The 26,541-nt window shown below is 62.0% G+C and carries 22 protein-coding genes; 15 read left to right on the top strand and 7 right to left on the bottom strand.

The features are described 5' to 3' along the window. Positions 1-15 precede the first annotated feature (15 nt). Both ilvA and ACQRBV_RS10745 read left to right on the top strand, forming a co-directional pair. Positions 16-1,530, top strand: coding sequence for a threonine ammonia-lyase, biosynthetic (gene ilvA, locus ACQRBV_RS10740; protein WP_090368147.1), 1,515 nt, complete (start codon positions 16-18; stop codon positions 1,528-1,530). Positions 1,531-1,570: 40 nt separating this feature from the next. Then, complete coding sequence (locus tag ACQRBV_RS10745) at positions 1,571-1,984, top strand: DUF2269 family protein (RefSeq protein ID WP_090368149.1); 414 nt, start codon at positions 1,571-1,573, stop codon at positions 1,982-1,984. A 102-nt stretch (positions 1,985-2,086) separates the two neighbouring features. Here the strand turns inward: ACQRBV_RS10745 and ACQRBV_RS10750 are convergent, their stop codons facing one another. Further along, entirely contained in the window at positions 2,087-2,743 is a 657-nt protein-coding gene (locus tag ACQRBV_RS10750; RefSeq protein WP_161548632.1) for an HAD family hydrolase, read from the bottom strand. Between the two features lie 143 nt (positions 2,744-2,886). On the opposite strand from ACQRBV_RS10750, the gene ACQRBV_RS10755 reads away from it, so the two are divergent. Both ACQRBV_RS10755 and ptsP read left to right on the top strand, forming a co-directional pair. Continuing rightward, a complete protein-coding gene (locus ACQRBV_RS10755) occupies positions 2,887-3,366 on the top strand; it encodes an RNA pyrophosphohydrolase (RefSeq protein WP_003176750.1) in 480 nt (159 codons plus the stop codon). Between the two features lie 22 nt (positions 3,367-3,388). Continuing rightward, positions 3,389-5,668, top strand: coding sequence for a phosphoenolpyruvate--protein phosphotransferase (gene ptsP, locus ACQRBV_RS10760; protein ID WP_104994954.1), 2,280 nt, complete (start codon positions 3,389-3,391; stop codon positions 5,666-5,668). A gap of 145 nt (positions 5,669-5,813) precedes the next feature. Here the strand turns inward: ptsP and ACQRBV_RS10765 are convergent, their stop codons facing one another. Next, positions 5,814-6,560 (bottom strand): NRDE family protein, encoded by a 747-nt coding sequence (locus tag ACQRBV_RS10765; protein WP_411985409.1) that lies wholly within the window; start codon positions 6,558-6,560, stop codon positions 5,814-5,816. Between the two features lie 215 nt (positions 6,561-6,775). Here ACQRBV_RS10765 and lgt point away from each other — a divergent pair, with 215 nt between their 5' ends. After that, positions 6,776-7,588, top strand: coding sequence for a prolipoprotein diacylglyceryl transferase (gene lgt / locus ACQRBV_RS10770; protein ID WP_060753508.1), 813 nt, complete (start codon positions 6,776-6,778; stop codon positions 7,586-7,588). Positions 7,589-7,640: 52 nt separating this feature from the next. Then, positions 7,641-8,474, top strand: a complete 834-nt coding sequence (locus tag ACQRBV_RS10775) for a thymidylate synthase (RefSeq protein WP_060753507.1) — start codon at positions 7,641-7,643, stop codon at positions 8,472-8,474. 42 nt (positions 8,475-8,516) lie between these two features. On the opposite strand, the gene cadR is transcribed toward ACQRBV_RS10775, so the two are convergent. After that, entirely contained in the window at positions 8,517-8,966 is a 450-nt protein-coding gene (gene cadR, locus ACQRBV_RS10780) for a Cd(II)/Pb(II)-responsive transcriptional regulator (RefSeq protein WP_411985410.1), read from the bottom strand. 85 nt (positions 8,967-9,051) lie between these two features. Here cadR and ACQRBV_RS10785 point away from each other — a divergent pair, with 85 nt between their 5' ends. The 7 genes from ACQRBV_RS10785 (at position 9,052) to ACQRBV_RS10815 (ending at position 18,074) form a co-directional block, all read left to right on the top strand. After that, positions 9,052-11,340 (top strand): heavy metal translocating P-type ATPase, encoded by a 2,289-nt coding sequence (locus ACQRBV_RS10785; protein WP_411985411.1) that lies wholly within the window; start codon positions 9,052-9,054, stop codon positions 11,338-11,340. A gap of 16 nt (positions 11,341-11,356) precedes the next feature. Continuing rightward, complete coding sequence (locus tag ACQRBV_RS10790) at positions 11,357-12,220, top strand: LysR family transcriptional regulator (RefSeq protein WP_411985412.1); 864 nt, start codon at positions 11,357-11,359, stop codon at positions 12,218-12,220. Positions 12,221-12,456: 236 nt separating this feature from the next. After that, the gene (locus ACQRBV_RS10795; RefSeq protein ID WP_411985413.1) at positions 12,457-13,521 is read left to right on the top strand and encodes a putative 2-aminoethylphosphonate ABC transporter ATP-binding protein; all 1,065 of its coding nucleotides are present in this window, start codon (positions 12,457-12,459) and stop codon (positions 13,519-13,521) included. Between the two features lies 1 nt (position 13,522). Then, positions 13,523-15,235, top strand: a complete 1,713-nt coding sequence (locus ACQRBV_RS10800; RefSeq protein WP_411985414.1) for a putative 2-aminoethylphosphonate ABC transporter permease subunit — start codon at positions 13,523-13,525, stop codon at positions 15,233-15,235. A 21-nt stretch (positions 15,236-15,256) separates the two neighbouring features. Then, entirely contained in the window at positions 15,257-16,270 is a 1,014-nt protein-coding gene (locus ACQRBV_RS10805) for a putative 2-aminoethylphosphonate ABC transporter substrate-binding protein (protein WP_161548637.1), read from the top strand. Positions 16,271-16,392: 122 nt separating this feature from the next. Beyond that, complete coding sequence (locus ACQRBV_RS10810; protein WP_411985415.1) at positions 16,393-17,523, top strand: TIGR03364 family FAD-dependent oxidoreductase; 1,131 nt, start codon at positions 16,393-16,395, stop codon at positions 17,521-17,523. Next, the gene (locus ACQRBV_RS10815; RefSeq protein ID WP_411985416.1) at positions 17,520-18,074 is read left to right on the top strand and encodes a phosphonate degradation HD-domain oxygenase; all 555 of its coding nucleotides are present in this window, start codon (positions 17,520-17,522) and stop codon (positions 18,072-18,074) included. The genes ACQRBV_RS10810 and ACQRBV_RS10815 overlap by 4 nt, the downstream gene beginning before the upstream one ends. Here the strand turns inward: ACQRBV_RS10815 and ACQRBV_RS10820 are convergent. Next, positions 18,071-19,438, bottom strand: a complete 1,368-nt coding sequence (locus ACQRBV_RS10820; protein ID WP_090368175.1) for a DUF3482 domain-containing protein — start codon at positions 19,436-19,438, stop codon at positions 18,071-18,073. The genes ACQRBV_RS10815 and ACQRBV_RS10820 overlap by 4 nt on opposite strands. Next, positions 19,431-20,810, bottom strand: coding sequence for a DUF2868 domain-containing protein (locus ACQRBV_RS10825; RefSeq protein WP_411985417.1), 1,380 nt, complete (start codon positions 20,808-20,810; stop codon positions 19,431-19,433). Before ACQRBV_RS10825 ends, ACQRBV_RS10820 begins: the two co-directional genes overlap by 8 nt. A gap of 69 nt (positions 20,811-20,879) precedes the next feature. Here ACQRBV_RS10825 and ACQRBV_RS10830 point away from each other — a divergent pair, with 69 nt between their 5' ends. Next, on the top strand, positions 20,880-21,392 hold the full coding sequence (locus ACQRBV_RS10830) for a dihydrofolate reductase (protein ID WP_060753496.1): 513 nt from the start codon (positions 20,880-20,882) through the stop codon (positions 21,390-21,392). 95 nt (positions 21,393-21,487) lie between these two features. Here the strand turns inward: ACQRBV_RS10830 and ACQRBV_RS10835 are convergent, their stop codons facing one another. Next, positions 21,488-22,879, bottom strand: coding sequence for an L-cystine transporter (locus tag ACQRBV_RS10835; protein WP_060753495.1), 1,392 nt, complete (start codon positions 22,877-22,879; stop codon positions 21,488-21,490). Between the two features lie 241 nt (positions 22,880-23,120). Here ACQRBV_RS10835 and ACQRBV_RS10840 point away from each other — a divergent pair, with 241 nt between their 5' ends. Then, positions 23,121-24,179 (top strand): phosphorylcholine phosphatase, encoded by a 1,059-nt coding sequence (locus ACQRBV_RS10840; RefSeq protein WP_090368182.1) that lies wholly within the window; start codon positions 23,121-23,123, stop codon positions 24,177-24,179. Between the two features lie 178 nt (positions 24,180-24,357). Here ACQRBV_RS10840 and ilvD read toward each other — a convergent pair whose 3' ends face one another. Next, positions 24,358-26,199, bottom strand: coding sequence for a dihydroxy-acid dehydratase (gene ilvD, locus ACQRBV_RS10845; RefSeq protein ID WP_104994945.1), 1,842 nt, complete (start codon positions 26,197-26,199; stop codon positions 24,358-24,360). Positions 26,200-26,541: the final 342 nt, after the last annotated feature.

Here is a 26,541-nt window from a genome sequence, read left to right on the forward strand (position 1 = left end):
AGTAGATACCCGCCGATGCTTGAACACTACGTCAAAAAAATTCTCACCTCGCGCGTTTACGACGTTGCCGTAGAAACCCCCTTGCAGACCGCCCGCCAGCTCTCCGAGCGGTTGGGCAACAAGGTCTGGCTCAAGCGTGAAGACTTGCAGCCGGTGTTCTCGTTCAAGATTCGCGGCGCCTACAACAAGCTGACCCAGCTATCGGCCGAGGAGCGTGCGCGTGGCGTAGTCACCGCGTCTGCCGGCAACCACGCCCAGGGCCTGGCGCTGGCGGCCAAGGTGCTGGGGGTCAAGGCCACCATCGTGATGCCCAAGACCACCCCGGAGATCAAGGTCGAAGGCGTGCGCTCCCGTGGCGGCAAGGTGGTGCTGCATGGTGACTCCTTCCCGGAAGCGCTGGCTTATTCGCTCAAGCTGGTCGACGAAAAAGGCTACGTCTACATTCACCCCTATGATGATCCCCACACCATTGCCGGGCAGGGCACTGTGGCGATGGAGATCCTGCGCCAGCACCCGGGGCCGCTGGATGCGATTTTCGTCCCGGTGGGCGGCGGCGGGTTGATCGCGGGTATCGCGGCGTACGTGAAATACCTGCGCCCCGAAATCAAGATCATCGGCGTCGAGCCGGACGATTCAAACTGCCTGCAGGCGGCCATGGCCGCAGGGGAGCGTGTGGTGCTGCCAACCGTCGGCATCTTCGCCGATGGTGTGGCGGTGGCGCAGATCGGCCAGCACACCTTCGATATCTGCAAAGACTATGTGGATGAAGTGATCACCGTCAGCACCGATGAAATCTGCGCGGCGATCAAGGATATCTACGATGACACCCGCTCCATTACCGAGCCGGCGGGTGCATTGGGTGTGGCGGGTATCAAGAAATATGTGGAAACCCGAGGTGTCAGCGGGCAGACCCTGGTGGCCATCGACTCCGGCGCCAACGTCAACTTCGACCGCCTGCGCCATGTGGCCGAGCGCGCCGAACTGGGTGAAGGCCGCGAAGCCATCATCGCCGTGACCATTCCCGAGCAACCGGGCAGCTTCAAGGCGTTCTGCGAAGCCGTGGGCAAGCGCCAGATCACCGAATTCAACTACCGCTACCATTCCGGCAGCGAGGCGCACATCTTCGTCGGTGTGCAGACCCACCCGGACAACGACCCGCGCAGCGCGTTGATCGCCAGCCTCACCGAGCAGGGTTTCCCGGTGCTGGACCTGACTGAAAACGAACTGGCCAAGTTGCACATACGCCACATGGTCGGCGGGCACGCCGCCAAAGTCAGTGATGAGCTGGTGTTTCGCTTCGAGTTCCCGGAGCGTCCGGGAGCGTTGTTCAACTTTCTCAACAAGCTGGGCGGGCGCTGGAATATCTCGATGTTCCACTACCGCAACCACGGCGCGGCCGACGGCCGCGTGGTCGCCGGCCTGCAAGTGCCGGCGGATGAGCGCCACCTGGTGCCTGCGGCGCTGGCGGAAATCGGCTATCCGTATTGGGATGAAAGCGAAAACCCGGCCTACCAACTGTTCCTCGGTTGAGCGACTACGCTGACAGAGCGGCCTTTAAGGAATCGAGACCATGGAAACGCTGACCACCCTCAAGGTTATCCACATCACCGCTACCGTGTTGCTGCTGCTCAGCGGCCTCGGGTTGGCGGTATTGGCCTGGCGCAAGCGCAGCGCCGGCCCGGCGGTGACCGTGCAACGCCCGTGGGCGTTTGTCTGGCTGCTGATGGGGATTTGCCTGGTGAGCATGCCGTTCAGCGGCTGGTGGCTGGTGCACCTGATCGGCTGGCCGTTGGGGCAGACCTGGATTCTGGGCTCCAGCATCCTCTATACCGTGGCGGCGCTGGCCTGGTTCTGGCTGGTGGCGCGGCTCAATCGCCTGCGCAAAGGCGAAGGCGGCAGCCTGAATTTCACCCTGGTGCTGGCGGTGATCAGCCTGGTGGGGTTTGTGGCGATTGCCGGGCTGATGGGCGCCAAACCCATTTAGGGCTTTTAGACCGAGCTGCCTGCATCGGGAGCAAGCCCCCTCCCACCCTTGATTTGTGAACACGGTCCAAATGTGGGAGGGGGCTTGCCCCCGATGGCATTCTCAGCTGCGGAGTGTGATTACTGGCCAGCCGCGCTTCTCGGCCTCGGCACGAAGATTCGGGTCCGGATCCACCGCCACCGGATGGGTCACTTGCTCCAGCAGCGGCAAATCATTCATCGAGTCGCTGTAGAAGTAGCTGTCTTGCAGGCTATATCCGGTTTCTTCCAGCCAACGGTTCAAGCGCGTCACCTTGCCTTCACGAAAGCACGGCACGTCGGTGCTGCGCCCGGTGTAGCGGCCATTGTCGATCTCGCACTCGGTGGCGATCAGGGTTTCAACGCCCAGGCGTGCGGCAATCGGCGCGGTGACGAAACGGTTGGTGGCGGTGATGATCACCAGCTTGTCGCCGGCGGCGCGGTGTTTGGCCAGCAGTTCCTCGGCCAGCGGCAGCATCAGCGGGTCGATGCAGTCGCGCATAAAGTCTTGGTGCCACTGCTCCAGCTGGGCCATTTCGGTACGGCCGAGGATTTCCAGGCTGAAGTTCAGGTAGGCGGCATTGTCCAGCTTGCCGGCCAGGTAGTCCTGGTAGAACGCGTCGTTGCGGGCCTTGTAGGCCACCGGGTCGAGAATCCCACGGGCGCACAGGTAATCGCCCCACGCGTGATCGCTGTCACCGCCGAGAAGGGTGTTGTCCAAGTCGAATAAAGCCAGGCGCATTGCAGTTACTCGCTGAAAAGTCTGTAAAAAGGCGTCCAGAATACGGTCTTTTCACAAGAGTGCACATAAGGTAAGAAGCCTCGTTGCCGCTTCATCAACCTTTGTGGAACAATGCGGCGACATGCGTTTGCGAGGTTGTTGCCGTGATCGACCCCGATGGTTTCCGTCCTAATGTCGGGATTATTCTTACGAATGATGCCGGACAGGTGCTATGGGCTCGCCGAATCAACCAAGATGCCTGGCAGTTTCCTCAAGGTGGGATCAACCCCGACGAAACCCCTGAAGACGCCTTGTACCGTGAGTTGAATGAAGAAGTCGGCCTTGAGCGTGAAGATGTGCAAATTCTGGCCTGCACCCGTGGCTGGTTGCGCTATCGTTTGCCGCAACGCCTGGTGCGTACCCACAGCCAACCGCTGTGCATCGGCCAGAAACAGAAATGGTTTCTCCTGCGCCTGATCTCCAATGAGCAGCGGGTGCGGATGGATTTGACCGGTAAACCGGAGTTCGATGGCTGGCGTTGGGTCAGCTATTGGTACCCGTTGGGCCAGGTGGTGACATTCAAGCGCGAGGTTTATCGTCGCGCTCTTAAAGAGCTTGCCCCGCGCCTTTTAGCGCGCGACTGACGACGGAGTTCGACCCCGAGCCATGCTCAATACGCTGCGCAAGATCGTCCAGGAAGTTAACTCCGCCAAGGATCTCAAGGCGGCGTTGGGGATTATTGTGTTGCGCGTCAAGGAAGCCATGGGCAGCCAGGTCTGCTCGGTTTACCTGCTGGACCCAGAGACCAACCGTTTTGTGCTGATGGCCACCGAGGGCTTGAACAAGCGCTCCATTGGCAAGGTCAGCATGGCGCCCAATGAAGGTCTGGTTGGCCTGGTGGGGACGCGTGAAGAACCCCTGAACCTTGAAAACGCGGCCGATCACCCGCGTTATCGCTACTTTGCCGAAACCGGCGAAGAGCGCTATGCCTCGTTCCTCGGCGCCCCGATCATTCACCACCGCCGCGTCGTCGGCGTGTTGGTCATCCAGCAGAAAGAGCGCCGCCAGTTCGACGAGGGTGAAGAAGCCTTCCTCGTGACCATGAGCGCACAGCTTGCCGGGGTTATTGCTCACGCCGAGGCGACGGGTTCGATTCGCGGCCTGGGCCGCCAGGGCAAGGGCATCCAGGAAGCCAAGTTCGTCGGTGTTCCGGGATCGCCGGGTGCGGCGGTGGGTACGGCAGTGGTCATGCTGCCGCCAGCCGACCTCGACGTGGTGCCGGACAAGACCGTCGATGACATCGACGCAGAAATCAAACTGTTCAAGACCGCACTGGAAGGCGTGCGCGCCGACATGCGCAACCTGTCGACCAAGCTGGCCACCCAGCTACGTCCCGAAGAACGGGCGTTGTTCGATGTGTACCAGATGATGCTTGACGACGCGTCCCTGGGCAGCGAAGTCAAGAACGTGATCAAGACCGGCCAGTGGGCCCAGGGCGCGTTGCGCCAGGTGGTGACCGATCACGTCAACCGTTTTGAACTGATGGACGACGCCTACCTGCGGGAGCGCGCCTCGGATGTGCGCGACCTGGGCCGTCGCCTGCTGGCTTACCTGCAGGAAGATCGCACCAACAACCTGGTTTATCCCGATAACACCATCCTCGTCAGTCAAGAACTGACCGCCACCATGCTCGGCGAAGTGCCTCAGGGAAAACTGGTGGGTCTGGTCTCGGTACTCGGCTCGGGCAACTCCCACGTCGCAATCCTGGCCCGGGCCATGGGCATCCCGACGGTAATGGGCCTGGTGGACCTGCCGTATTCCAAGGTCGATGGCATCGACATGATCGTCGATGGTCATCGCGGCGAGGTCTACACCAACCCCAGCGAAGTGCTGCGCAAGCAGTACACCGAAGTGGTGCAGGAAGAGAAACAACTGGCGCTGGGCCTGGACTCATTGCGCGAACTGCCGTGCGTGACTACTGATGGCCACCGCGTACCGCTGCTGGTGAATACCGGGTTGCTGGCTGATGTGGCTCGCGCGCAACAGCGTGGCGCCGAAGGGGTCGGCCTGTACCGTACCGAAGTGCCGTTCATGATCAACCAGCGGTTCCCGAGCGAGAAGGAGCAGTTGGCGATCTATCGCGAGCAACTGCAAGCCTTCCACCCGCTGCCGGTGACCATGCGCAGCCTGGATATCGGCGGCGACAAGTCACTGTCGTATTTCCCGATCAAGGAAGACAACCCATTCCTCGGCTGGCGCGGCATTCGCGTGACGCTCGACCACCCTGAGATTTTCCTCGTGCAGACCCGCGCCATGCTCAAGGCCAGCGAGGGCTTGAACAACCTGCGCATCCTGCTGCCGATGATTTCCGGTACCCATGAGCTGGAAGAGGCGCTGCACCTGATCCATCGTGCCTGGGGCGAAGTCCGCGACGAAGGTGCCGACGTGCCGATGCCGCCGATTGGCGTGATGATCGAAATTCCGGCTGCGGTTTACCAGGCCAAGGAGTTGGCGCGGCAGGTGGACTTCCTGTCGGTGGGTTCCAACGACCTCACCCAATATCTGCTGGCCGTGGACCGCAATAACCCACGGGTGGCCGACCTTTACGACTACCTGCACCCGGCCGTGCTGCAAGCCCTGCAACATGTGGTGCGTGAAGCCCATGCCGAAGGCAAGCCGGTGAGCATCTGTGGTGAAATGGCCGGCGACCCGGCAGCGGCGGTGCTGCTGATGGCGATGGGCTTTGACAGCTTGTCGATGAACGCCACCAACTTGCCGAAGGTGAAGTGGATGCTGCGCCAGGTCGAACTGAGCATGGCCAAGGACCTGCTGGCCGAGTTGATGACCATCGACAACCCGCAAGTTATCCACAGCTCCCTGCAGCTGGCGCTGAAGAACCTGGGGCTGACGCGGATGATCAACCCGGCCTCTGCCAAAACTCTCTAAAGCTTGGTACACATCAAAAATGTGGGAGGGGGCTTGCTCCCGATAGCGGAGGGTCAGTCAAGTAGATGTCGACTGGCCCCCCCCCGCTATCGGGAGCAAGTCGAATCGTCGCATCGCCCCTCCCACAGTAGTTTTGTGGTGTTGCTCAGAGGCTGATTTCTACTTCGCCCAACCTGCCTCCCAGGGGGCCGAAACTGCGTTCCACCATCCGCCGCGTCCCGTCGGCATTCACGATCAGCGCCGTACTCGCCCGCGTCCCATAGCTGGGGCTGGCAATGAACACGCTCGATAACAGACTCTCCGTGGCCAATCCCACGCCGGTGTCCGGCAAATCGGCAAACGGTGCGGTTTGTGGGTCACTCAATATGTCCAGCAAGGCTTGCGGCTGCGGATCTTCGAGCCGTTCGCGCAACGCCGCCTTGGCCTTGAGCAATTTGGGCCATGGCGTATCCAGCCCGGCATTGGAGAGCCCATAAACCCCAGGCTCCAGCCGTGTAGGCGCGGTGTGCTTGGCGTTGTAGTGCCACAGCTCATCGGGCGTGCCCACCAGCAGGTTAAAGCCGGCATATTCAATCGATCGTCCGTTAACGTCGGCCAAATAGTCGTCAATCGCTAGTGTTCCGCTGAGAAAGCGCGCCACCAGCTCTCCCCGGGACTTGCGTGCCGGCGGCTGGTGCGGGTCCCGGATGTTGGTCAGGGCGGCAAAACGCCCGTCGGCGCTCACGCCCAACCAGGTGCCGCCCGCTTCCTGATCGCGACCGGCATACACCTGGGGCGCATCCGGCCACTGGGCCAGCGGCAGGCTGGGGCGGGCGTAGAACTCATCACGGTTGGCCGCGACGATCAGCGGTTGGGCGTGGCCCGGCCGCCAGGCGAAAACTATCAGGCACATCAGGCAAATCCCTTTTGTGTTTTTTGCCACTCTACTCACACCGCGGCGGGTGTTCCATCGCATCGAAGTTGGGTCGCACGCCTTCCATCCGTTAACATGCCTGGCGGTTCGGTACGTGTGAACTTCTTAATTTGAAATAGCGGCTGTAACGCAGGCTTAATCGCACACCGGCATGGTCCGGTGCGCCATGACTAATGATTTAACGAGGAGTCGCAATGCTGCCTTACCCGCAGATCAACCCGGTGGCCGTGGCCATCGGTCCGCTGCAAATCCACTGGTACGGGTTGATGTACCTGATCGGCATCGGCGGTGCCTGGCTGCTGGCTTCCCGGCGCCTGAACCGTTTCGACCCGACCTGGACCAAGGAGAAACTCTCCGACATGGTGTTCTGGATGTCGATGGGGGTGATCGTCGGCGGGCGCCTGGGGTATGTGTTGTTCTACGATCTGCCAGCCTATATCGCCCATCCGACGCTGATCTTCGAAGTGTGGAAGGGCGGCATGGCGTTCCACGGCGGGTTTGTCGGCGTGATGATCGCCGCGTGGTGGTTCGGCCGGCGCAATGGCAAGTCGTTCTTCCAACTGATGGACTTCGTCGCACCGTTCGTGCCGATCGGCCTGGGCGCCGGGCGCATCGGTAACTTCATCAACGCCGAATTGTGGGGCAAGCCGACTGACGTGCCGTGGGCCATGGTGTTCCCGCCGTTCAGCGACCCGGCGCAATTGCCGCGCCACCCGTCGCAGCTCTACCAGTTTGCCTTGGAAGGTGTGGCACTGTTCCTGATTCTGTACATCTTCTCGCGCAAGCCGCGTCCGACCATGGCGGTTTCCGGCATGTTCGCGCTGTTCTACGGGATCTTCCGTTTCATCGTCGAGTTCGTGCGGGTGCCGGATGCACAGCTGGGCTACCTGGCGTGGGGCTGGTTGACCATGGGGCAGATTCTCAGCCTGCCGATGATCATCGCGGGTCTGGGCCTGTTGTGGTGGGCTTACAATCGCCCGCAAGGCATCAAGAACACAGCGCTTTAAATTCGACGCCGAGGCTTTTGCCGGCCTCGGCTTCAACGATACGGGTACTCACATGAAGCAATATCTCGAACTACTGAACGACGTCGTGACCAATGGATTGACCAAGGGCGATCGCACCGGCACCGGCACCAAGGCCGTGTTTGCCCGTCAGTATCGGCATAACTTGGCCGACGGCTTCCCGCTGCTGACCACCAAGAAGCTTCATTTCAAAAGCATCGCCAACGAATTGATCTGGATGTTGAGCGGCAACACCAACATCAAGTGGCTGAACGAAAACGGCGTACGCATCTGGGATGAATGGGCCACCGAAGACGGCGACCTGGGCCCGGTGTACGGCGAGCAGTGGACCGCCTGGCCGACCAAGGATGGCGGCAAGATCAACCAGATCGACTACATGGTCCACACGCTCAAGACCAACCCGAACAGCCGCCGCATCCTGTTCCACGGCTGGAACGTCGAGTACCTGCCGGACGAAACCAAGAGCCCCCAAGAAAACGCGCGCAACGGCAAGCAGGCTTTGCCGCCGTGCCACCTGTTGTACCAGGCGTTCGTGCATGACGGTCATCTGTCGATGCAGTTGTATATCCGCAGCTCCGATGTATTCCTGGGCTTGCCGTACAACACCGCCGCTCTGGCGTTGCTCACCCATATGCTGGCCCAGCAGTGCGACCTGATCCCGCACGAGATCATCGTCACCACCGGCGACACCCATGCCTATAGCAACCACATGGAACAGATCCGCACCCAGCTGGCGCGTACGCCGAAAAAGCTGCCGGAGCTGGTGATCAAGCGCAAACCTGCGTCGATCTATGACTACAAGTTCGAAGACTTCGAAATTGTCGGCTATGACGCCGATCCAAGCATCAAGGCCGACGTGGCCATCTGAGGCCTGCACCGGTCATTGTGGGAGGGGCTGTGGTCACTAGAATCAGTGCCCATGGCTTCTGCCCACATGCGAAGGCTCAGCCTCGCTGGCCGCCACACTGCCGCTGACTTCCAGCCGCTGCAAAATCCCGCACTGATCCAGGCCCGCCCCACCGCCGCAGCGTTGGCGCAGGTCCAGCAGCTGTTCCTGTAGCACCAACAGCCCATCGATCCGCGCTTTCACGTGTTGGATATGCTCGTCGATCAAGGCATTCACGCTTTCGCATTGGTCCTTGGGGCTGTCGCGTAGCCCGAGCAGGCTGCGGATTTCTTCCAGGGTCATGTCCAGGCTGCGGCAATTGCGGATGAAGATCAGCCGTTCGGTGTGGGCCTGGGTGTATACGCGGTAGTTGGCGTCGGTGCGCGCCGGGGGCGGCAGCAGGCCTTCTTTCTCGTAATAACGGATAGTTTCCACTTGGCAGTCGGTCAGTTTGGCCAGTTCGCCGATCTTCATTGCTGCAATCTCCAAATGGGTGCTTGACCCTATAGTGGCTACAGGGTCTTTACTTGGCAACAGGCACCTTTACGGACGCGACCGAATGAGCGATTCCATCCACACCCCGAATAAGCATGATCACAAACACGATCATGACCACGATCATGCACATAGTCACGACCACGGCGCCAAACTGACGCCGGTCAAGCCGCATGATCATGCCAGCCATGCGGGCTCTTGCTGTTCGAGCAAGGCTGCGCCTGCCGTGGTGACGCTCAGCCAAGCGCCGACGGCGGGCTCGCGCTTGAGCACTTTTCGCATCGAAGCCATGGACTGCCCCACCGAGCAGACACTGATCCAGAACAAACTGGGCAAGCTCGCCGGCGTGCAGCAGCTGGAATTCAACCTGATCAACCGCATCCTCGGCGTGACGCATGACCTGCCGAGCACCGCGCCGATCATCGATGCCATCAAGTCCTTGGGCATGCAGGCCGACCCGATTGAAGAGGGTGCCCCCGCCGCGCAGCCTCCCGCCAAGAAACACTGGTGGCCTTTGGCTGTGTCTGGCGTAGGAGCGTTGGGCGCCGAAGTGCTGCACTTCACTGGCGTCGCGCCGACCTGGGTGATCGCCTTGGTGGCGTTGGTGTCGATCCTCAGCGGCGGGCTTACCACCTATAAGAAGGGCTGGATCGCGCTCAAGAACCTGAACCTGAACATCAATGCGCTGATGAGCATCGCTGTTACCGGTGCCGTGCTGATTGGCCAGTGGCCCGAAGCGGCGATGGTGATGTTCCTGTTCACCGTGGCCGAGTTGATCGAAGCCAAATCCCTGGATCGTGCTCGTAACGCCATCAGCGGCTTGATGCAAATGACGCCGGAACAGGCCACGGTGCGGCAGGCCGACGGTTCATGGGTGGAACAGGAGGTCAAAAGCATTGAACTGGGCGCGATCGTTCGGGTAAAACCCGGTGAGCGCATCGGCCTCGACGGTGAAGTCACTGCGGGCCAGTCCACTATCGACCAGGCGCCGATCACCGGTGAAAGCCTGCCGATTGAAAAGACCGTGGGCGATAAAGTCTTCGCCGGCACCATCAACCAGGCCGGCTCCCTGGAGTACAAGGTCACCGCCGCGGCGAACAACTCTACGCTGGCGCGCATCATTCATGCGGTGGAGCAAGCCCAAGGCGCGCGGGCACCGACCCAGCGTTTTGTGGACAGCTTCTCGAAGGTCTATACCCCGGCGGTGTTCCTGTTCGCGCTGGGTGTGGCGATCATCCCGCCGTTGTTCATGGCTGGCGCCTGGTTCGACTGGATCTACCGTGCCCTGGTGTTGCTGGTGGTGGCTTGCCCTTGCGCCTTGGTGATCTCGACGCCCGTGACCATCGTCAGCGGCCTGGCGGCGGCGGCGCGCAAAGGCATCCTGATCAAGGGCGGCGTGTACTTGGAGGGTGGCTACAAACTCGACTACCTGGCGCTCGACAAGACCGGCACCATTACCCACGGCAAGCCGGTGCAAACCGACTACCTGGCGTTGTTCCCCAACGTCGCGGACACCTCGCCCGCCCTGGCTGCCAGCCTGGCCGGGCGCTCCGACCACCCGGTGTCCCTGGCGATTGCCAATGCTGCTGTGGATAAAAAGCTGCCCCTACACGCTGTGGATAACTTCGCGGCCCTGGCCGGCCGTGGCGTGCGCGGGGATATCAACGGCGAAACCTATCACTTGGGCAACCACCGGCTGGTGGAAGACCTTGGCCTGTGCTCGCCGGCACTGGAAGAAAAGCTGTTCGCCCTGGAGAAACAAGGCAAGTCCGTGGTGTTGTTGCTCGACAAGTCCGGCCCCTTGGCGTTGTTCGCCGTCGCCGACACCGTCAAAGACAGCAGCCGTGAAGCCATCCAGCAACTGCACGACCTGGGTATCAAGACCCTGATGCTCACCGGCGACAATACTCACACCGCCCAAGCTATTGGCGCCCAGGTCGGTATCGATCAAGCCCAAGGCGACCTGCTGCCCACCGACAAGCTGCAAGCCATCGAAACCCTCTATGGCCAAGGCCACCGTGTCGGCATGGTCGGCGACGGCATCAACGACGCGCCGGCCCTGGCCCGCGCCGAGATCGGGTTTGCCATGGCCGCCGCCGGCACCGACACGGCGATCGAGACCGCCGACGTGGCCTTGATGGACGATGATTTGCGCAAGATCCCGGCATTCATTCGTTTGTCGCGGCAAACGTCGAGTATCCTCAAGCAGAACATCGTTCTGGCGCTGGTGATCAAGGCGATCTTTCTTGTCGTGACTTTCCTGGGCATGGCCACCATGTGGATGGCGGTGTTCGCCGATATGGGCGTAAGCCTGCTGGTAGTGTTCAATGGCCTGCGCCTGTTGCGCAAATAGAGGATGAGAGGGTGGTGTGCTGAGTGCCGAATTGAAGGCGTTTTTCATGGTCGCCCGCCTGGGCAGCATTACGCAGGCGGCGAAGAAGCTCAGCCTGAGCCAGCCCACCGTCACCACCCAGATCCGCAACCTGGAAAGCCAGTACGGGGTCGAGCTGTTTTACCGTGGTGGGCGCCGCCTCACCGTCAGTGACGAAGGCGCGCGCCTGCTGCCGATGGTCAAGGCGCTGTTGCAGCAGGAAGCGGACATCGAGTTCTTCCTGCGCAACAACGGTCAGGTCCAGGGCGCTCTGCGCATCGCCGCGACGGCGCCGTATTACATCCTCGACCTGGTCAAAGCCTTTCGTGAGCGCCTGCCCCAGGTGGAGGTGTCGGTGGAAATCGGCAACTCCCAACAGGTGCTTGAAGCGCTGGATGATTACCGCGTTGACGTCGCCGCGTCCTCGCAATTGCTCGAAGACCCGCGGCTGATCCGCCGTGTGCTCGGCACCGACCCGTTGGTGTTGGCGGTCCATCGCAATCACCCGCTGGCAGCGCTGGAGCATGTGCCGCTGACGGCACTGGCCGGGCATACCTTGTTGATGCGCGAAGCGGGCTCGACCACACGGCGCCTGACGGAGGACCTGTTGCAAGGCGCTGGCGTGAGCCATGGCCCGCTGCTGGAAATCGGCAGCCGCGAATCAATCCGCGAGGCGGTGCTGCGCAACATCGGCATCAGCATCATTGCCCGCCAGGAAGTGCCCCACGACCCGCAATTACGCGTGTTGACCATCGAAAATGCGCCGCAGATTGCCGAATATCTGTACTGCCTCAAGGAGCGCAAGGGCGCACGGTTGCCGGCGGCGTTTCTGGGATTGGCGCAGGAGATGTCGCCACTCTGAGTAGGTAGGCGGCTTTGAGGGCCTCATCGGGAGCAAGCCCCCTCCCACAGTTTGATCTGTGAATACATTCAGAATGTGTGGGGGCTTGCTCCCGATAGCGGCAGTCCAGCCACCGCACCTCCATGAGCCACACCCAAATCCACCAATACCACTATCACCGCGTTTTGCCTTCCTGCCACATGAGCGACGCATTGCCCACCTAGCATGGCCTTCATCCGTTCGATGAGGTGCCTTGCATGAACACAGCCCTGACCCACCCCGGTGCGCCCATGACGGTGCGGGGCATCCAGAAACGCTTTGGTGCGTTTACCGCGCTGGATAACGTGTCCCTGGACGTCGCCGCCGGCGAACTGGTGTGCCTGCTGGGCCCGTCCGGTTGCGGCAAGACCACCTTGTTGCGCTGCATCGCCGGCCTGGAACGCCAGGACAGCGGTGAACTGCGCCTGGGCCATCGCGACGTTTCCCTGCTCGCGCCTCAGGCGCGGGACTACGGGATTTTGTTCCAGTCCTACGCGCTGTTCCCCAACCTGACCGTCGAAGCCAATATCGGCTACGGTCTCACCGGCAGCGGCCGCGATGAGGTGCGCAAGCGCGTCGGCCAAATGCTGGAACTGGTGGGCCTGGTGGGCAGCGAAAAGAAGTACCCCGGCCAGTTGTCCGGCGGCCAGCAGCAACGTGTCGCCCTGGCGCGAGCGCTGGCACCGGCCCCTTCGCTGCTGTTGCTGGATGAACCGATGTCGGCCCTCGACGCCCGTGTCCGCGAGCACCTGTGCACCGAGTTGCGCCAGTTGCAACGACACCTGGGCATCACCACCTTGATGGTCACCCACAACCAGGACGAGGCCATGTTGATGGCCGACCGCATTGCCGTGATGAACAACGGCAAGGTCGAGCAATACGCGACGCCCCAGGCGATCTACGACCGTCCGGCCACACCGTTTGTGGCGGAGTTTGTCGGCCAGGGCAACTGGTTGCCGTTCAGCCGCAACAGTGTCAGCCACGCTCAGGTTGGCGGTATGAACCTGCGCCTGGCCGATGACGCCGGCGTGGCCCAGTCCGGGCGTTTGTTCTGTCGCCCGGAAGCCATCAGCGTCAACCCGCCGGTGCATGAAGAAAACCTGTTCCCGGCCAAGGTCCGCGAGATCACCTTTCTCGGCAACCGCTGCCGCATGAGCTTTGAGCTGGCGCAATTGCCCGGTCATCCACTGCTTGCCGAGCTGGCGCCGGAAGCCATGCCGCGCCTGGGTGCCCAGGATATCTGGGTGGCGCTGCCGCCGCGCAGCCTGCAGGTGTTTGCCTGAGATGGCTGCGGTGATGACGCTGCCGATAGCCCGCCAGGTGTCCCGTGCACAAATGGGCGATCGTATTTTTGTGCTCGGCGGCAAACTGCTGTGGCTGTTTTTGCTGCTTATCGCGGTGCTGCTGCCACTGCTGGCGATCTTCTGGCGAGGTTTCAGTAGCGAAGCCGGGCAGGGCGGCGGGTGGATCGCTGCGCGAGAGCTGGTGACCAGCGACAATTTTCACTGGCTGCTGGGTAACAGCCTGAAAGTGTCAGTCAGTGTGGCTGCCATTGTCGTACCGCTGGCTTACCTGTTTGCCTACGCCCTGCAACGCACATTGATTCCCGGCAAGGCCGTTTGGCGCGGCCTGTCATTGCTGCCATTAATGGCACCGTCGATGTTGCCGGGGATTGCGCTGGTGTACCTGTTCGGTAACCAGGGCCTGTTGCGCGGTTTGCTCTCTGAGAACATTTATGGCTTCTGGGGCATCGTGTTGGGTGAGGTGATCTACACCTTCCCACACGCCTTGATGATTCTGCTGTCAGCGCTGTCCCTGGCGGATGCGCGTTTGTTCGATGCCGCTTCCAGCATGGGTGCGAGCCCGGCCCGGGCGTTTCGCAGCATCACCTGGCCGGCCACGCGCCAGGCCGTATTTGCTGCGTCCTGCCTGGTGTTTACCCTGACCATTACCGACTTCGGGGTGCCCGTGGTGGTGGGAGGGGATTATCAGGTGCTGGCGCTGGAAGCCTACAAGGCGGTGGTCGGCCAGCAACAGTTTGGTCGTGGCGCATTGATCGGCATGGTGTTGCTGCTGCCGGCGCTGTTCAGTTTTGGCGTGGATGCCTGGTTGCGCCGGCGGCATGGCGACGCCATGAGCGGTCGCGCGCAGGTATTTCGACCTACGCCATCGCGCGCAAGAGACGGCTGTTACCTGGCCATCGTAGTGCTGATCTGCACGGCATTGCTGCTGGTGTTCGGCATGGCGGTGTATTCCTCGCTGGTGAAGTTCTGGCCCTACAACCTGTCGTTGTCGCTCAACCACTACCAGTTCGAAGACACGGCAGGCGGTGGCTGGCTGGCCTATCGCAACAGCTTGACCATGGCCCTGTGCACGGCGTTGCTCGGCAGTGTGCTGATCTTCACCGGTGCCTACCTGATGGAAAAAACCCAAAGCCAGAAAGGCCTGAACCTGGCCCTGCGCATGCTCAGCTTCGTACCGATGGCGGTGCCGGGCTTGGTGCTGGGCCTGGGCTACGTGTTCTTTTTCAACCTCAACGGCAACCCGCTGCATGTGTTCTACGGGAGCATGACGTTGCTGGTGGTGTGCACCATTGCCCACTATCTGACCACCGCACAAATGACCGCGACCACCGCCCTGCGCCAGTTGGATGCCGAGTTCGAAGCCGCCGCGCTGTCGCTCAAGGCGCCGCTGTACCGCCACTACCTGCGCGTCACGGTGCCGATCTGCCTGCCGGCGCTGCTGGACATCGTGCGCTACCTGTTTGTATCGGCGATGACCACCGTGTCCGCCGCGATCTTTCTCTACAGCCCCGACACTATCCTCGCCGCCGTCGCCGTGTTGAACATGGACGACGCCGGCAACGTGGGCGGTGCGGCGGCCATGTCGAGCCTGATCCTGTTCACTTCGGCCGGCGTTTCGCTGCTGCTGGCGTGGGCTTCACGTGGCGCGCTGCGTCGCTCCCAAGCCTGGCGCCAGTCCGCTCCCGGCCAATGACAACCCTGAAGGAGGTGCTCCATGTTCAAGCCCCTGGCGCTGGTCGCTGCGGTACTCACGGCATTCAGCCTGAATGCCTTCGCCAAGACCGAACTGACGGTGTACACGGCGCTCGAAGCCGAGCAGTTGAAGACCTACAAGCAGGCTTTCGAAAAGGCCAACCCTGACGTCGAGATCAAGTGGGTGCGCGACTCCACCGGCATCATCACGGCCAAGCTGCTGGCCGAGAAAGATCGCCCGCAAGCCGATGCAGTGTGGGGCCTGGCAGCTTCGAGCCTGGCGATCCTCGACCAGCAGGGCATGCTGGAGAACTACGCGCCCAAGGACCTGGGCAAGATCGGCAAAAATTACCGCGACCCCGCCAACCCACCGGCCTGGGTCGGCATGGACGTATGGGCGGCGACCCTCTGCTTCAACACCGTCGAGGCCGAGAAACAGGGCCTGACCAAGCCGGTGAGCTGGCAGGATCTGACCAAGCCTGAGTACAAGGGCAAGATCGTGATGCCCAACCCGGCGTCGTCCGGCACCGGCTTCCTCGATGTGAGCGCCTGGTTGCAGACCTTCGGTGAAAAGCAGGGTTGGCAGTACATGGACGAACTGCATCAGAACATCGGCCAGTACGTCCACTCCGGTTCCAAGCCGTGCAAGCTGGCCGCCTCGGGGGAGTTCCCGATTGGTATTTCGTTCGAGTACCCAGCGGTGCAGCTCAAGCGCCAGGGGGCGCCATTGGACATCATCCTGCCGAAAGAGGGCCTGGGTTGGGACATTGAAGCAACGGCCGTGATGAAGGGTACTGCTCACGCCGATGCGGCGAAAAAACTTGCCGACTTCTCCGCCAGCCCTGCCGCGATGGAGCTGTACAAGGACAATTTCGCTGTCCTGGCCCAACCGGGCATCGCCAAGCCGCAGACCGAGCTGCCGGCCGACTACGAGCAGCGCCTGATCAAGAACGACTTTGCCTGGGCCTCGAAGAACCGCGACAGCATCCTCAGCGAATGGCGCAAGCGCTATGACGGCAAGTCCGAAAAACAATAACCGATCGTTCCCACGCTCTGCGTGGGAACGCCACCCTGGACGTTCCGCGTCCGTTCCCGAATTTGTGACGCAGAGCGTCACAGGATGCATTCCCACGCGGAGCGTGGGAACGAGAGGAATGCATGAGTAGTGATCTGTTGATTGTTGGCGCCGGCATCCTCGGCCTGTCCCACGCCTACGCCGCCGCCAAACGCGGGCTCAAGGTAACGGTCTTCGAGCGTAGCGCCACACCGCTCGGCGCCTCGGTGCGCAACTTCGGCCAGGCGCTGGTCACCGGCCAGCCGCCAGGGCCGATGCTCGACCTGGCGCGGCAAAGCCGTGACATCTGGGGCCATTGGGCCCAAGTGGCGGGCCTGCAACTCAAGCGCAACGGCTCATACTTGTTCGCTCGCACCGAAGCCGAAGAACAGCTTCTGGAAGCCTTTTGTGCAGGTCGCGCGCAAGAGTATGGTTACAACGTCGAACTGCTGCAGGGCGCGGCGATGAAGGATTTGTATGGCGGCCAGTTCCGCCATCATCGCGCCGCGCTGCACGGCAAGGACGACCAGCAGTTGTATTCCCGCGAAGCGATTCCGGCACTGATCGCCTATCTGGCCCAAACGCTCAAGGTCGAGTTTCACTTTTCCACCTTGGTACGCGACGTCGAACCGGGCCATGTGCACACCACGGCAGGCAGCTTTCGTGGCGAGCAGGTCATCGTATGCTCCGGCCATGACTACCAGACGCTGCTGGCCGAGGCGATGGCCGAACTCAACCCGCAGATCTGCCGCTTGCAAATGCTGCGGGCGTGCCCGGCGGTCAATCTGAACCTGCAACATGCGTTGCTCACCGGCCTTAGCTGTGTGCACTACGGCGCCTTCGCCGACTTGCCGCAAGCTGCATCGGTGCAGGCGCAGATCCTGCGTGAAGCGCCTCACCTGGCGGCACACGGTATTCACTTGCTGATCAGCCCGACCCCTCATGGCGAACTGATCATCGGCGATTCCCACGACTACGGCCGCGATGCATCGCCGTTCAACGCCGAACAGGTCGATGACTGGATGATCGAACTGGCTGAGCAGACCTTGGGGTGCAAGATCCAGGTGGTGGAGCGCTGGCAAGGTGTCTACGGCTCACGCGGTCCCGGGCCGTTCTCATTCCTGCGCGTGGCGCCGGGGGTGAGCGCAGCGCTGATGCATACCGGTGTGGGCATGAGCGTGGGGCCGGCGCTGGCCGAACGCAATATCAGCGCGTTGTGGGGCGCGGCGTCATGAACCCCGAGCAGGCGATTGCCGAAGTCTTCGGTTTATACGAAAGGCATGGCGCGGCGGATTACATCGGCGAGCCGGTGTCGCAGATCGAGCACATGTCCCAGGCCGCGCAGTGGGCAATGGCTGAGGGTTTTGACGATGAAGTGGTGCTGGCGGCGTTTTTTCACGATATCGGGCACCTGTGCGGCCAGGGCGGCGAAAATATGGGCGGTTATGGTGTGGTCAGCCATGAGCGGCTGGGCGCGGATTATTTGCGCCGGGCCGGGTTCAGCGAACGCATGGCCAGGCTGGTGGAATATCACGTGCAAGCCAAGCGCTACCTGACCTTCAGCCAGCCCGACTATTACACCCGCCTGAGCGAAGCCAGCCGCCGTACCCTGGAGTACCAAGGGGGGGTGATGACGGCAGAAGAAGCGCGGGCTTTCGAGCAAGACCCGCTCTGCCAGGTCAGCCTGCGCCTGCGCTATTGGGACGAGCAGGCCAAGCAGATGCACGTGCCGGTGCTCGACCTCGAGGTGCTCAAGGGCAAGGCCCGGCAGGTATTGGCGACTTAGGTTTCGTCGAGGCGCAGGGCCAGCGCTTCAACTTGCTCCTGGCGCTCAGCCTGGCTGAGCTTGGCGTGGGGGTTGAGGGACGACCATTGCGGATGGGCGCGGGCTTTATGCAGTGCGTCCGGCAACTTGCCTTCGCGCCAGGTTTTGTCCTGGGGCGTATCGACCTTGATGCTGTGCATAGCCGCATGACCGCGCAGGTTGAGGGCTTTGAGCAACTGGCGCTGGCGCAGGGCGAGCAGGCGCAACACGCTGTCGTCCACAGTCAGTTCGCGCTGGCCTTTGATCTTGCCCAACAGGCGGCTGCCATAACTGCGCGCGGTTTGCAGTGCGCCACCGGCAATCGCACCGGCCAGGGCGGCGGCGCCCAGGGTCAGGCCGCCGACCAGCAGGTCGACACCGGCACCGGCCGCCGCCCCCGCGGCGATCCCGCCCCCGACGCGCACGCCCAGTTGCTTGAGCGTCTCCGGGTTGAACAGGTCGTCGCCCCAGCGGCCGTCGAGCAGTGGCAGGTCACTGGCGGCGGCATCCTGCGCTCGGAAGCCGAACTGCTTGAGCAAGGCTTCCACACATTTCTGTTCGCGCTGGCGCACGGCCTTGCGCAAATCGCTGATGGCTTGCTGCTCATCTTCGGTAACCACGCTGCGACGGCAAGCGGCGCAGTCGATCAACAGCTCGGCGATCAAGCGTGCAGCACTTTGCTGGCGGGCCTGGCGTTGGGCTTGCTGGTCGAGGATCAACCGTTCCAGCTGCGGCCGGGCGTTTTCCAGCAGCAGTGCCAGGCTTTCATACAGGCGCCGTTCGCCGTCTTCCGGTGGCGCTACGCTGTCGAAGCGCACCAGTGCATGCAGGCCCAGGCGGGCCAGGGCCTCTCGCCAGTCCGGCTCGCGGTGGTCGCTGCTGCTGACGAAGTTGAGCACCGGCAGCAACGGCTTGCCGCAACTGGCCAGTACTTGCAGCTCATCGCGGTACTTGGCCAGCACCGGCTCGCGGGCATCGATCACATACAGGCCGGCGTCCGAGGCCAACAATTGGCGCAGCACCTTGGCTTCCTGTTCGAAACGTTGGCGCGCTTCGCTGCCGTCCAGGAAGCGCGCCAGGCGCGCCGGGCCATCGAGGCGTTCGCCGGGGCGATCCAGGCGCTCCAGGTAGTCGAGCAGGGCGATGGCATCTTCCAGGCCGGGTGTGTCGTACAGCTCCAGCAAGGCTTCGCCGTCCACCGACAACCGCGCACCTTCGACATGCCGTGTGGTGCTGGGGCGATGGGAGACTTCACCGAAGCCCACATCCCGGGTCAGCGTGCGCAGCAGCGAGGTCTTGCCGACATTGGTGTGGCCGACCACGGCGAGTTTCAGCGGTTTAGTCATGACCGGTCTCCAGCCAGTTCAGCGGTGCGCAGTCGGCGAAAGGCAGCTCCAGTTGTTGCAGTGCGGCGTGCCAGTCACCCAGGCGTTCGGCATCCAGGGCTTGGCCGGGAGGCGCTTGCAGCAGCCAGACGCGGGTGGCGGCGGCGCTGCGCGCAAGTTCTGCGATCAATGCCAGGCTGCCACGGTCGGGTGAGCGGCGTGGGTCGCAGGCGATGGCCAGGCGTGCCGGCGGGAAGCGGCTGAGTTGTTCCAGGAGCTTGTTGCGCGACTCGCGGCTGTCGAGGATCCCGGCGTTTTTGACGCCGGCCGGCAATTTGGGGGGCCAGGGGTGCTGATCGTCCAGCTCGATGGCTACCAGCAAGGCGCCGTCGCTTTCCAGTTCGCTGACGCCGCCGGTGACGGCGTGCAATTGCTCCGGTGCGGCATCGTTGACGCCGAGGCGTTCGCTGCTCGGCATCAGGCGTTCGCGCAATTGGCTGTAGCCGGGCAGGTTGAGGTCCAGGCGCAGGGCGGCGCGCCCGCGTTTCCAGCGCCACAGGCACAGCAGGGCAAGGATCAGCCTGGGCAGTATGCCGTACACCAGCAACACCCCGACCAGCCACGCGGCCCAGGCCTGGCGGGCGCTTTCGATATTCAACGCGGAGTCACCGCTGGCACGGATCATCTCGACCGTCGGCACATTGAAGCCCAGCCACCCGGGCAGGGCGCCCAGGGCCTGGGTCACGGCGACGAAGGTGTCGGCGCCGAGGATGGTGGTTTCCCACACGAAACCATAGCGTCGGGTAGCGAGCAGCGTCAGCAAAGTCACCATGGCACTGAGCAGCGCCAACAGCCAAAGGCTGTTGACCAGCACGCCCACAGCCCAACGGTTGAGTTTCTGCCGTTGCAGCAAGAGCAACAGCGCAGGCGCCAACTGAGCGGCCTTGGCGTCGCGTGCGAGCTTTTCGCTCAGCCACAGCCACAGGCGTCCCAGGCTGGCACCGTGCTCACCGGCAAACAGCAGGCCCAAGGCCCAGCTGACCAGCAGGATCAGGTTCAAGCCGAGCAGGCTGCCCAAGGCCCAGAACACGTTGACCGGGGCCAGCCCGTTGCCCAGCGCGGCAAAGGCCAGGCCGGCGCCGCTGACGATCGCGACGATCGCCAGCAACACCAATGCCAGGCGCGCGCCTTGCAGCCAGCGGGTCAGGGCGGCAGTCAGGCCATCGCGTTCGGCCAGGTGCAGGGCGCGCTGTTGAATACGCGTCGGCAGGTCGCCACCGGCCGTGCGGGCCAGGCGGTTGGCTTCCAGGTCTTCCAGGGGGCCGGCGTGTTCTTCACGCAGGCGCACGGTTTCCGTCAGCCAGAGTGTGTGCAGTGGGTTCAGTGCCGTCACGCGCCATCCTGTTGTGTCAGTGAGCCTGGAGCATAACCCCTGGCTCGTGGCTCTGGTATTCTCGTCGCCATGAAAAAAACTCTCCCTTTAAGCCTGATCGCAGCCCTCGGTGAAAACCGTGTGATCGGCGTCGACAACAGCATGCCCTGGCATTTGCCGGGGGATTTCAAATATTTCAAGGCCACCACGCTTGGCAAGCCGATCATCATGGGGCGCAAGACCTGGGACTCCCTGGGTCGACCGTTGCCGGGGCGCTTGAACATCGTGGTCAGCCGTCAGACCGATCTTGAGCTTGAAGGTGCGCAAGTTTTTCCATCACTGGACGCGGCGGTCGAGTGCGCCGAGGCGTGGGCGCTGGAGCAAGGCGCGGATGAGCTGATGCTGATCGGCGGCGCGCAGCTGTATGCGCAGGGGCTGGAACAGGCGGACCGCTTGTACCTGACGCGCGTGGCGCTGAGCCCGGAAGGGGATGCGTGGTTTCCGGAGTTTGATTTGAACCAGTGGAAGCTGGTTTCGAATGTCGAGAACCCGGCCGACGGTGATAAGCCGGCGTACACCTTCGAAGTCTGGGAAAAAGCTTAAAGCATCGGGAGCAAGCCCCCCTCCCACATTTGAACGCGTTGCAACATGAGAATGCACTCAAGTGTGGGAGGGGGCTTGCTTCCGATAGCGGTCTATCAGGCCTGCGCTAACTCGGCATGCTCATCGGCATTCAGCAGCGCTTTATCCGTCTGCCCCATGATCTGGCTGGTAATCGCACCCGCCGTCATCGACCCGTTCACGTTCAACGCCGTGCGGCCCATGTCGATCAGCGGCTCCACGGAAATCAACAGCGCCACCAGTGACACCGGCAGACCCATGGCCGGCAGCACGATCAGCGCGGCAAAGGTTGCACCGCCGCCTACACCGGCAACGCCAGCCGAACTCAAGGTCACAATCGCCACCAGGGTTGCGATCCATAGCGGGTCCAGCGGGTTGATGCCCACGGTCGGGGCAACCATCACCGCCAGCATGGCGGGATAAAGCCCTGCGCAACCGTTCTGGCCGATGGTTGCGCCGAACGACGCCGCAAACCCCGCGATGGATTGCGGGATGCCTAACCGACGGGTTTGCGCCTCAATGCTCAGCGGAATCGCCGCCGCGCTGGAGCGGCTGGTAAAGGCAAACGTCAGCACCGGCCACACCTTGCGGAAAAAGCGCAACGGGTTGATCCCGGCCAGCGACAGAAGCAGGCCATGCACCACGAACATCAGGCCCAGGGCCAGGTACGAGACCACCACGAAACTGCCGAGCTTGATGATGTCTTGCAGGTTGGAGCCGGCGACCACTTTGGTCATCAGCGCCAATACACCGTAAGGCGTCAGTTTCATCACCAGGCGCACCAGGCGCATCACCCAGGCTTGCAGGGTGTCGATGGCGTTGAGCACTTTCTGGCCTTTTTCCACGTCGTCCTTGAGCAGCTGCAGCGCGGCAACCCCGAGGAAGGCGGCGAAAATCACCACGCTGATGATCGACGTCGGCTTGGCCCGGGCCAGGTCGGCAAACGGGTTAGCCGGCACGAACGACAGCAGCAACTGTGGGATATTCAGGTCAGCGACCTTGCCGGCGTAATCGCTCTGGATCACTTGCAGGCGGGCCATTTCCTGGGTGCCGGCTACCAGGCCTTCGGCGGTGAGGCCGAACAGATTGGTCAGGCCGATGCCGATCAGCGCCGCAATCGCGGTGGTGAACAGCAGCGTGCCGATGGTCAGGAAACTGATCTTGCCCAGGGAAGAAGCGTTATGCAGGCGCGCCACGGCACTCAGGATCGAAGCGAATACCAGCGGGATCACGATCATTTGCAGCAGTTGCACGTAACCGTTGCCGACCAGGTCGAACCAGCCGATGGACGCCTTGAGGACTGGATTGCCGTCACCGTAGATCGTGTGCAGGACCGTACCAAACACCACGCCCAGGGCGAGGGCGAACAGGACCTTTTTGGCGAGGCTCCATTGGGTCCGACGGGTTTGTGCCAGGCCCAGCAACAGGGCCACGAACACCAGTAAGTTGAGAATCAGGGGCAGATTCATTAAAGCTCCGTTGAGAAGGCAGCCAATCGCACGAGCCTGCGATTGCGAACCGGGAAGCCTAACAGCTTGAAATATATTGATTTAATACCGATATGGAATGGTATCTGTCGTTTTTGGAATAAGCGTCTGACGCTCAGGCACATGCCTTTGGCGTGATCACGATGTAAGCGGTCGTGCTCGGGCGATAACTGTCATACAGATTTGTTAGCGTCGATGTCTTTGACCCAGGGAGAAAACGCTTATGAAGCTCGCGCCAACATTACTTGCCGCCGCCTTCTGCCTCGGCCTCGCCAGCCAGGCATCTGCCGCCACCGAGTTGAAGCATTGGCCGGCGCCTGCCGCCGAGCAACTGAACAAGATGATCGCCGCGAACGCCAACAAAGGTAATTTCGCGGTATTCGACATGGATAACACCAGCTACCGCTACGACCTCGAAGAGTCCCTGTTGCCCTACCTTGAAAACAAGGGCCTGATCACCCGCGACACCATGGACCCTTCCCTCAAGCTGATCCCGTTCAAAGATACCGCCGACCACAAGGAAAGCCTGTTCAGCTACTACTATCGCCTCTGCGAAGTCGACGACATGGTTTGCTACCCCTGGGTGGCGCAGATCTTTGCCGGCTTCACCCTCAAAGAACTCAAGGGCTACGTGGATGAGCTGATGGCCTCCGGCAAGCCCGTGCCGGTCACCTATTACGAAGGTGATGTGGTGAAGACCTCCGAGGTCCAGCCGCCGAAGGTGTTCACCGGCCAGGCCGAGCTGTACAACAAGCTGATGGAGAACGGCATCGAGGTGTACGTGATGACGGCGGCCTCGGAGGAACTGGTACGCATGGTCGCTGCCGATCCGAAGTACGGCTACAACGTCAAGCCTGAGAATGTCATCGGCGTGAGCACCCTGCTCAAGGATCGCAAGACCGGCGAGCTGACCACCGCACGCAAGCAGATCACGGCCGGCAAATATGATGAGAAGGCCAACCTCGGCCTGGAACTCACCCCCTACCTGTGGACCCCGGCGACCTGGATGGCCGGCAAACACGCCGCGATCCTCACCTACATCGACGAATGGAAAAAACCGGTGATCGTCGGGGGGGATACCCCAACCAGCGATGGCTACATGCTGTTTCACGATGTGGACGTGGCCAAGGGCGGCATCCACTTATGGGTCAACCGTAAGGATAAGTACATGACCCAGCTCAACGGCATGATGGCCAAGCACGCGGCGGCGCAGGCCAAGGAAGGGTTGCCGGTGACGGCGGACAAGAACTGGGTGATCGTCAAGCCGGACGAGATTCAGTAACCAGGAGTGATATGGGAGGGGGCTTGCTCCTGATAGCAGAGTGTCAGTCGATACATGGGTTGGCTGGACTACCGCTATCGGGAGCAAGCCCCCTCCCACAATTGACCTCCAGTGTTTTGGAGAATACTCCCGGCAAAAAAATGCCCCGCACTTGGCGGGGCATTTTTATGGGGGAGGCTTACAGGCCGTCGAGCATCGCCTTGTTACGCACCGCACCTTTGTCGGCACTGGTGGCCAACAGGGCGTAAGCCTTCAGCGCGGTGGTGACTTTGCGTGGGCGCTTTTCCACCGGCTTCCAGCCTTTCTTGTCCTGCTCGACCCGGCGCGCAGCCAGTTCTTCATCGCTGATCAACAGGTTGATCGAGCGGTTCGGAATGTCGATCAGGACTTTGTCGCCGTCCTGCACCAGGCCAATCGCGCCGCCGGCGGCGGCTTCCGGAGAGGCGTGTCCGATGGACAGGCCTGAGGTGCCGCCGGAGAAGCGGCCGTCGGTCAGCAGGGCGCAGGCTTTGCCCAGGCCCTTGGATTTCAGGTAGGACGTCGGGTAGAGCATCTCCTGCATACCCGGGCCGCCTTTCGGGCCTTCGTAGCGGATGATCACGATATCGCCTGCTTTTACTTCGTCGGCGAGGATGCCGCGTACGGCGCTGTCCTGGCTTTCGAAGATCTTGGCGTTGCCTTCGAACACGTGGATGGACTCATCCACACCGGCAGTTTTCACCACGCAGCCGTCCAGGGCGATGTTGCCGTACAGCACGGCCAGGCCACCTTCCTTGGAGTAGGCGTGCTCGACACTGCGGATGCAGCCGTTTTCCCGGTCGTCGTCCAGCGTTTCCCAGCGGGTCGACTGGCTGAATGCGGTCTGGGTCGGAATGCCCGCAGGGCCGGCCTTGAAGAAGTGATGCACCGCTTCGTCACGGGTCTGGGTGATATCCCACTTGGCGATCGCTTCTTCCATGCTACGGCTGTGTACGGTCGGCAGGTCGGTATGCAGCAGGCCACCACGGGCCAGCGAGCCGAGAATCGAGAAGATCCCGCCGGCACGGTGCACGTCTTCCATGTGGTACTTCTGAATGTTCGGCGCGACCTTGCACAGTTGCGGCACGTTGCGGGACAACCGGTCGATGTCGCGCAGGTCGAAATCGATCTCGGCTTCCTGGGCGGCAGCCAGCAAGTGCAGGATGGTATTGGTGGACCCGCCCATGGCGATGTCGAGGGTCATGGCGTTTTCGAACGCCTTGAAGTTGGCGATGTTGCGCGGCAGCACCGACTCATCGTTCTCGGCGTAGTAGCGCTTGCACAGCTCGACGATGGTGCGGCCGGCCTGCAGGAACAGTTGCTCGCGGTCGCTGTGGGTGGCCAGCGTGGAACCGTTGCCCGGCAAGGCCAGGCCCAGGGCTTCCACCAGGCAGTTCATCGAGTTGGCGGTAAACATGCCGGAGCACGAGCCGCAGGTCGGGCAAGCGCTGCGCTCGTATTCCGCGACCTTCTCGTCAGAAGCGCTGGAATCGGCGGCGATGACCATGGCGTCGACCAGGTCGAGGCCGTGGGAGGCGAGTTTGGTCTTGCCGGCTTCCATCGGGCCACCGGACACGAAGATCACCGGGATGTTCAGGCGCAGGGACGCCATCAGCATGCCGGGGGTGATCTTGTCGCAGTTGGAGATGCACACAATGGCGTCGGCGCAATGGGCGTTGACCATGTACTCCACGGAGTCGGCAATGATCTCGCGGCTCGGCAGGGAATACAGCATGCCGTCATGGCCCATGGCGATGCCGTCATCCACGGCGATGGTGTTGAACTCTTTGGCTACACCGCCGGCGCGTTCGATCTCGCGGGCGACCAACTGGCCCAGGTCCTTGAGATGGACGTGGCCCGGTACGAACTGGGTGAACGAGTTGGCAATCGCGATGATCGGCTTCTTGAAGTCGTCATCCTTCATCCCCGTGGCACGCCACAGTGCGCGTGCACCGGCCATGTTGCGGCCGTGGGTGGATGTTTTCGAGCGGTAATCTGGCATGGAGCACTCCGGGCGGCTAATCAGGTACTAAAGGGAAGTGAGCCTCTATTGACGTCAGGAACACCCGAAAAATGGCCGTGGTGTCCGGAAGTTGCCTCAAACGCTACGGGATCGCCGCGCGCAGTGGCCTTGAGCTCATAAACCCGCCGGGGGATGACTGGCGATGAATAGGGCCGATTCTACACCGTCTTCCTGTAGGCGCGAGCTTGCTCGCGAAAAACGTCAGCGAAGTCGCGGCGCTATCAGATAGCCCGCGTCGTCTATGGGTTTTTCGCGAGCAAGCTCGCTCCTACAGGGGCGGGACATATTCAGAACCACTGTTTAAAGGCCCATCGACGCCGC

It is taken from the genome of Pseudomonas sp. R11F (genome assembly GCF_050312575.1).
In the GTDB taxonomy this organism is placed as follows: Bacteria; Pseudomonadota; Gammaproteobacteria; order Pseudomonadales; family Pseudomonadaceae; genus Aquipseudomonas; species Aquipseudomonas palleroniana.

Coding starts and splice junctions, on each gene's coding strand:
- ACQRBV_RS10795 (WP_411985413.1), top strand. CDS start 12,457: ATGAACACAGCCCTGACCCACCCCGGTGCGCCCATGACGGTGCGGGGC.
- lgt (WP_060753508.1), top strand. CDS start 6,776: ATGCTGCCTTACCCGCAGATCAACCCGGTGGCCGTGGCCATCGGTCCG.
- ACQRBV_RS10750 (WP_161548632.1), bottom strand. CDS start 2,743: ATGCGCCTGGCTTTATTCGACTTGGACAACACCCTTCTCGGCGGTGAC.
- ACQRBV_RS10800 (WP_411985414.1), top strand. CDS start 13,523: ATGGCTGCGGTGATGACGCTGCCGATAGCCCGCCAGGTGTCCCGTGCA.
- ACQRBV_RS10775 (WP_060753507.1), top strand. CDS start 7,641: ATGAAGCAATATCTCGAACTACTGAACGACGTCGTGACCAATGGATTG.
- ACQRBV_RS10745 (WP_090368149.1), top strand. CDS start 1,571: ATGGAAACGCTGACCACCCTCAAGGTTATCCACATCACCGCTACCGTG.
- ACQRBV_RS10830 (WP_060753496.1), top strand. CDS start 20,880: ATGAAAAAAACTCTCCCTTTAAGCCTGATCGCAGCCCTCGGTGAAAAC.
- ilvA (WP_090368147.1), top strand. CDS start 16: ATGCTTGAACACTACGTCAAAAAAATTCTCACCTCGCGCGTTTACGAC.
- ACQRBV_RS10835 (WP_060753495.1), bottom strand. CDS start 22,879: ATGAATCTGCCCCTGATTCTCAACTTACTGGTGTTCGTGGCCCTGTTG.
- cadR (WP_411985410.1), bottom strand. CDS start 8,966: ATGAAGATCGGCGAACTGGCCAAACTGACCGACTGCCAAGTGGAAACT.
- ACQRBV_RS10785 (WP_411985411.1), top strand. CDS start 9,052: ATGAGCGATTCCATCCACACCCCGAATAAGCATGATCACAAACACGAT.
- ilvD (WP_104994945.1), bottom strand. CDS start 26,199: ATGCCAGATTACCGCTCGAAAACATCCACCCACGGCCGCAACATGGCC.
- ptsP (WP_104994954.1), top strand. CDS start 3,389: ATGCTCAATACGCTGCGCAAGATCGTCCAGGAAGTTAACTCCGCCAAG.
- ACQRBV_RS10765 (WP_411985409.1), bottom strand. CDS start 6,560: ATGTGCCTGATAGTTTTCGCCTGGCGGCCGGGCCACGCCCAACCGCTG.
- ACQRBV_RS10820 (WP_090368175.1), bottom strand. CDS start 19,438: ATGACTAAACCGCTGAAACTCGCCGTGGTCGGCCACACCAATGTCGGC.
- ACQRBV_RS10840 (WP_090368182.1), top strand. CDS start 23,121: ATGAAGCTCGCGCCAACATTACTTGCCGCCGCCTTCTGCCTCGGCCTC.
- ACQRBV_RS10810 (WP_411985415.1), top strand. CDS start 16,393: ATGAGTAGTGATCTGTTGATTGTTGGCGCCGGCATCCTCGGCCTGTCC.
- ACQRBV_RS10815 (WP_411985416.1), top strand. CDS start 17,520: ATGAACCCCGAGCAGGCGATTGCCGAAGTCTTCGGTTTATACGAAAGG.
- ACQRBV_RS10805 (WP_161548637.1), top strand. CDS start 15,257: ATGTTCAAGCCCCTGGCGCTGGTCGCTGCGGTACTCACGGCATTCAGC.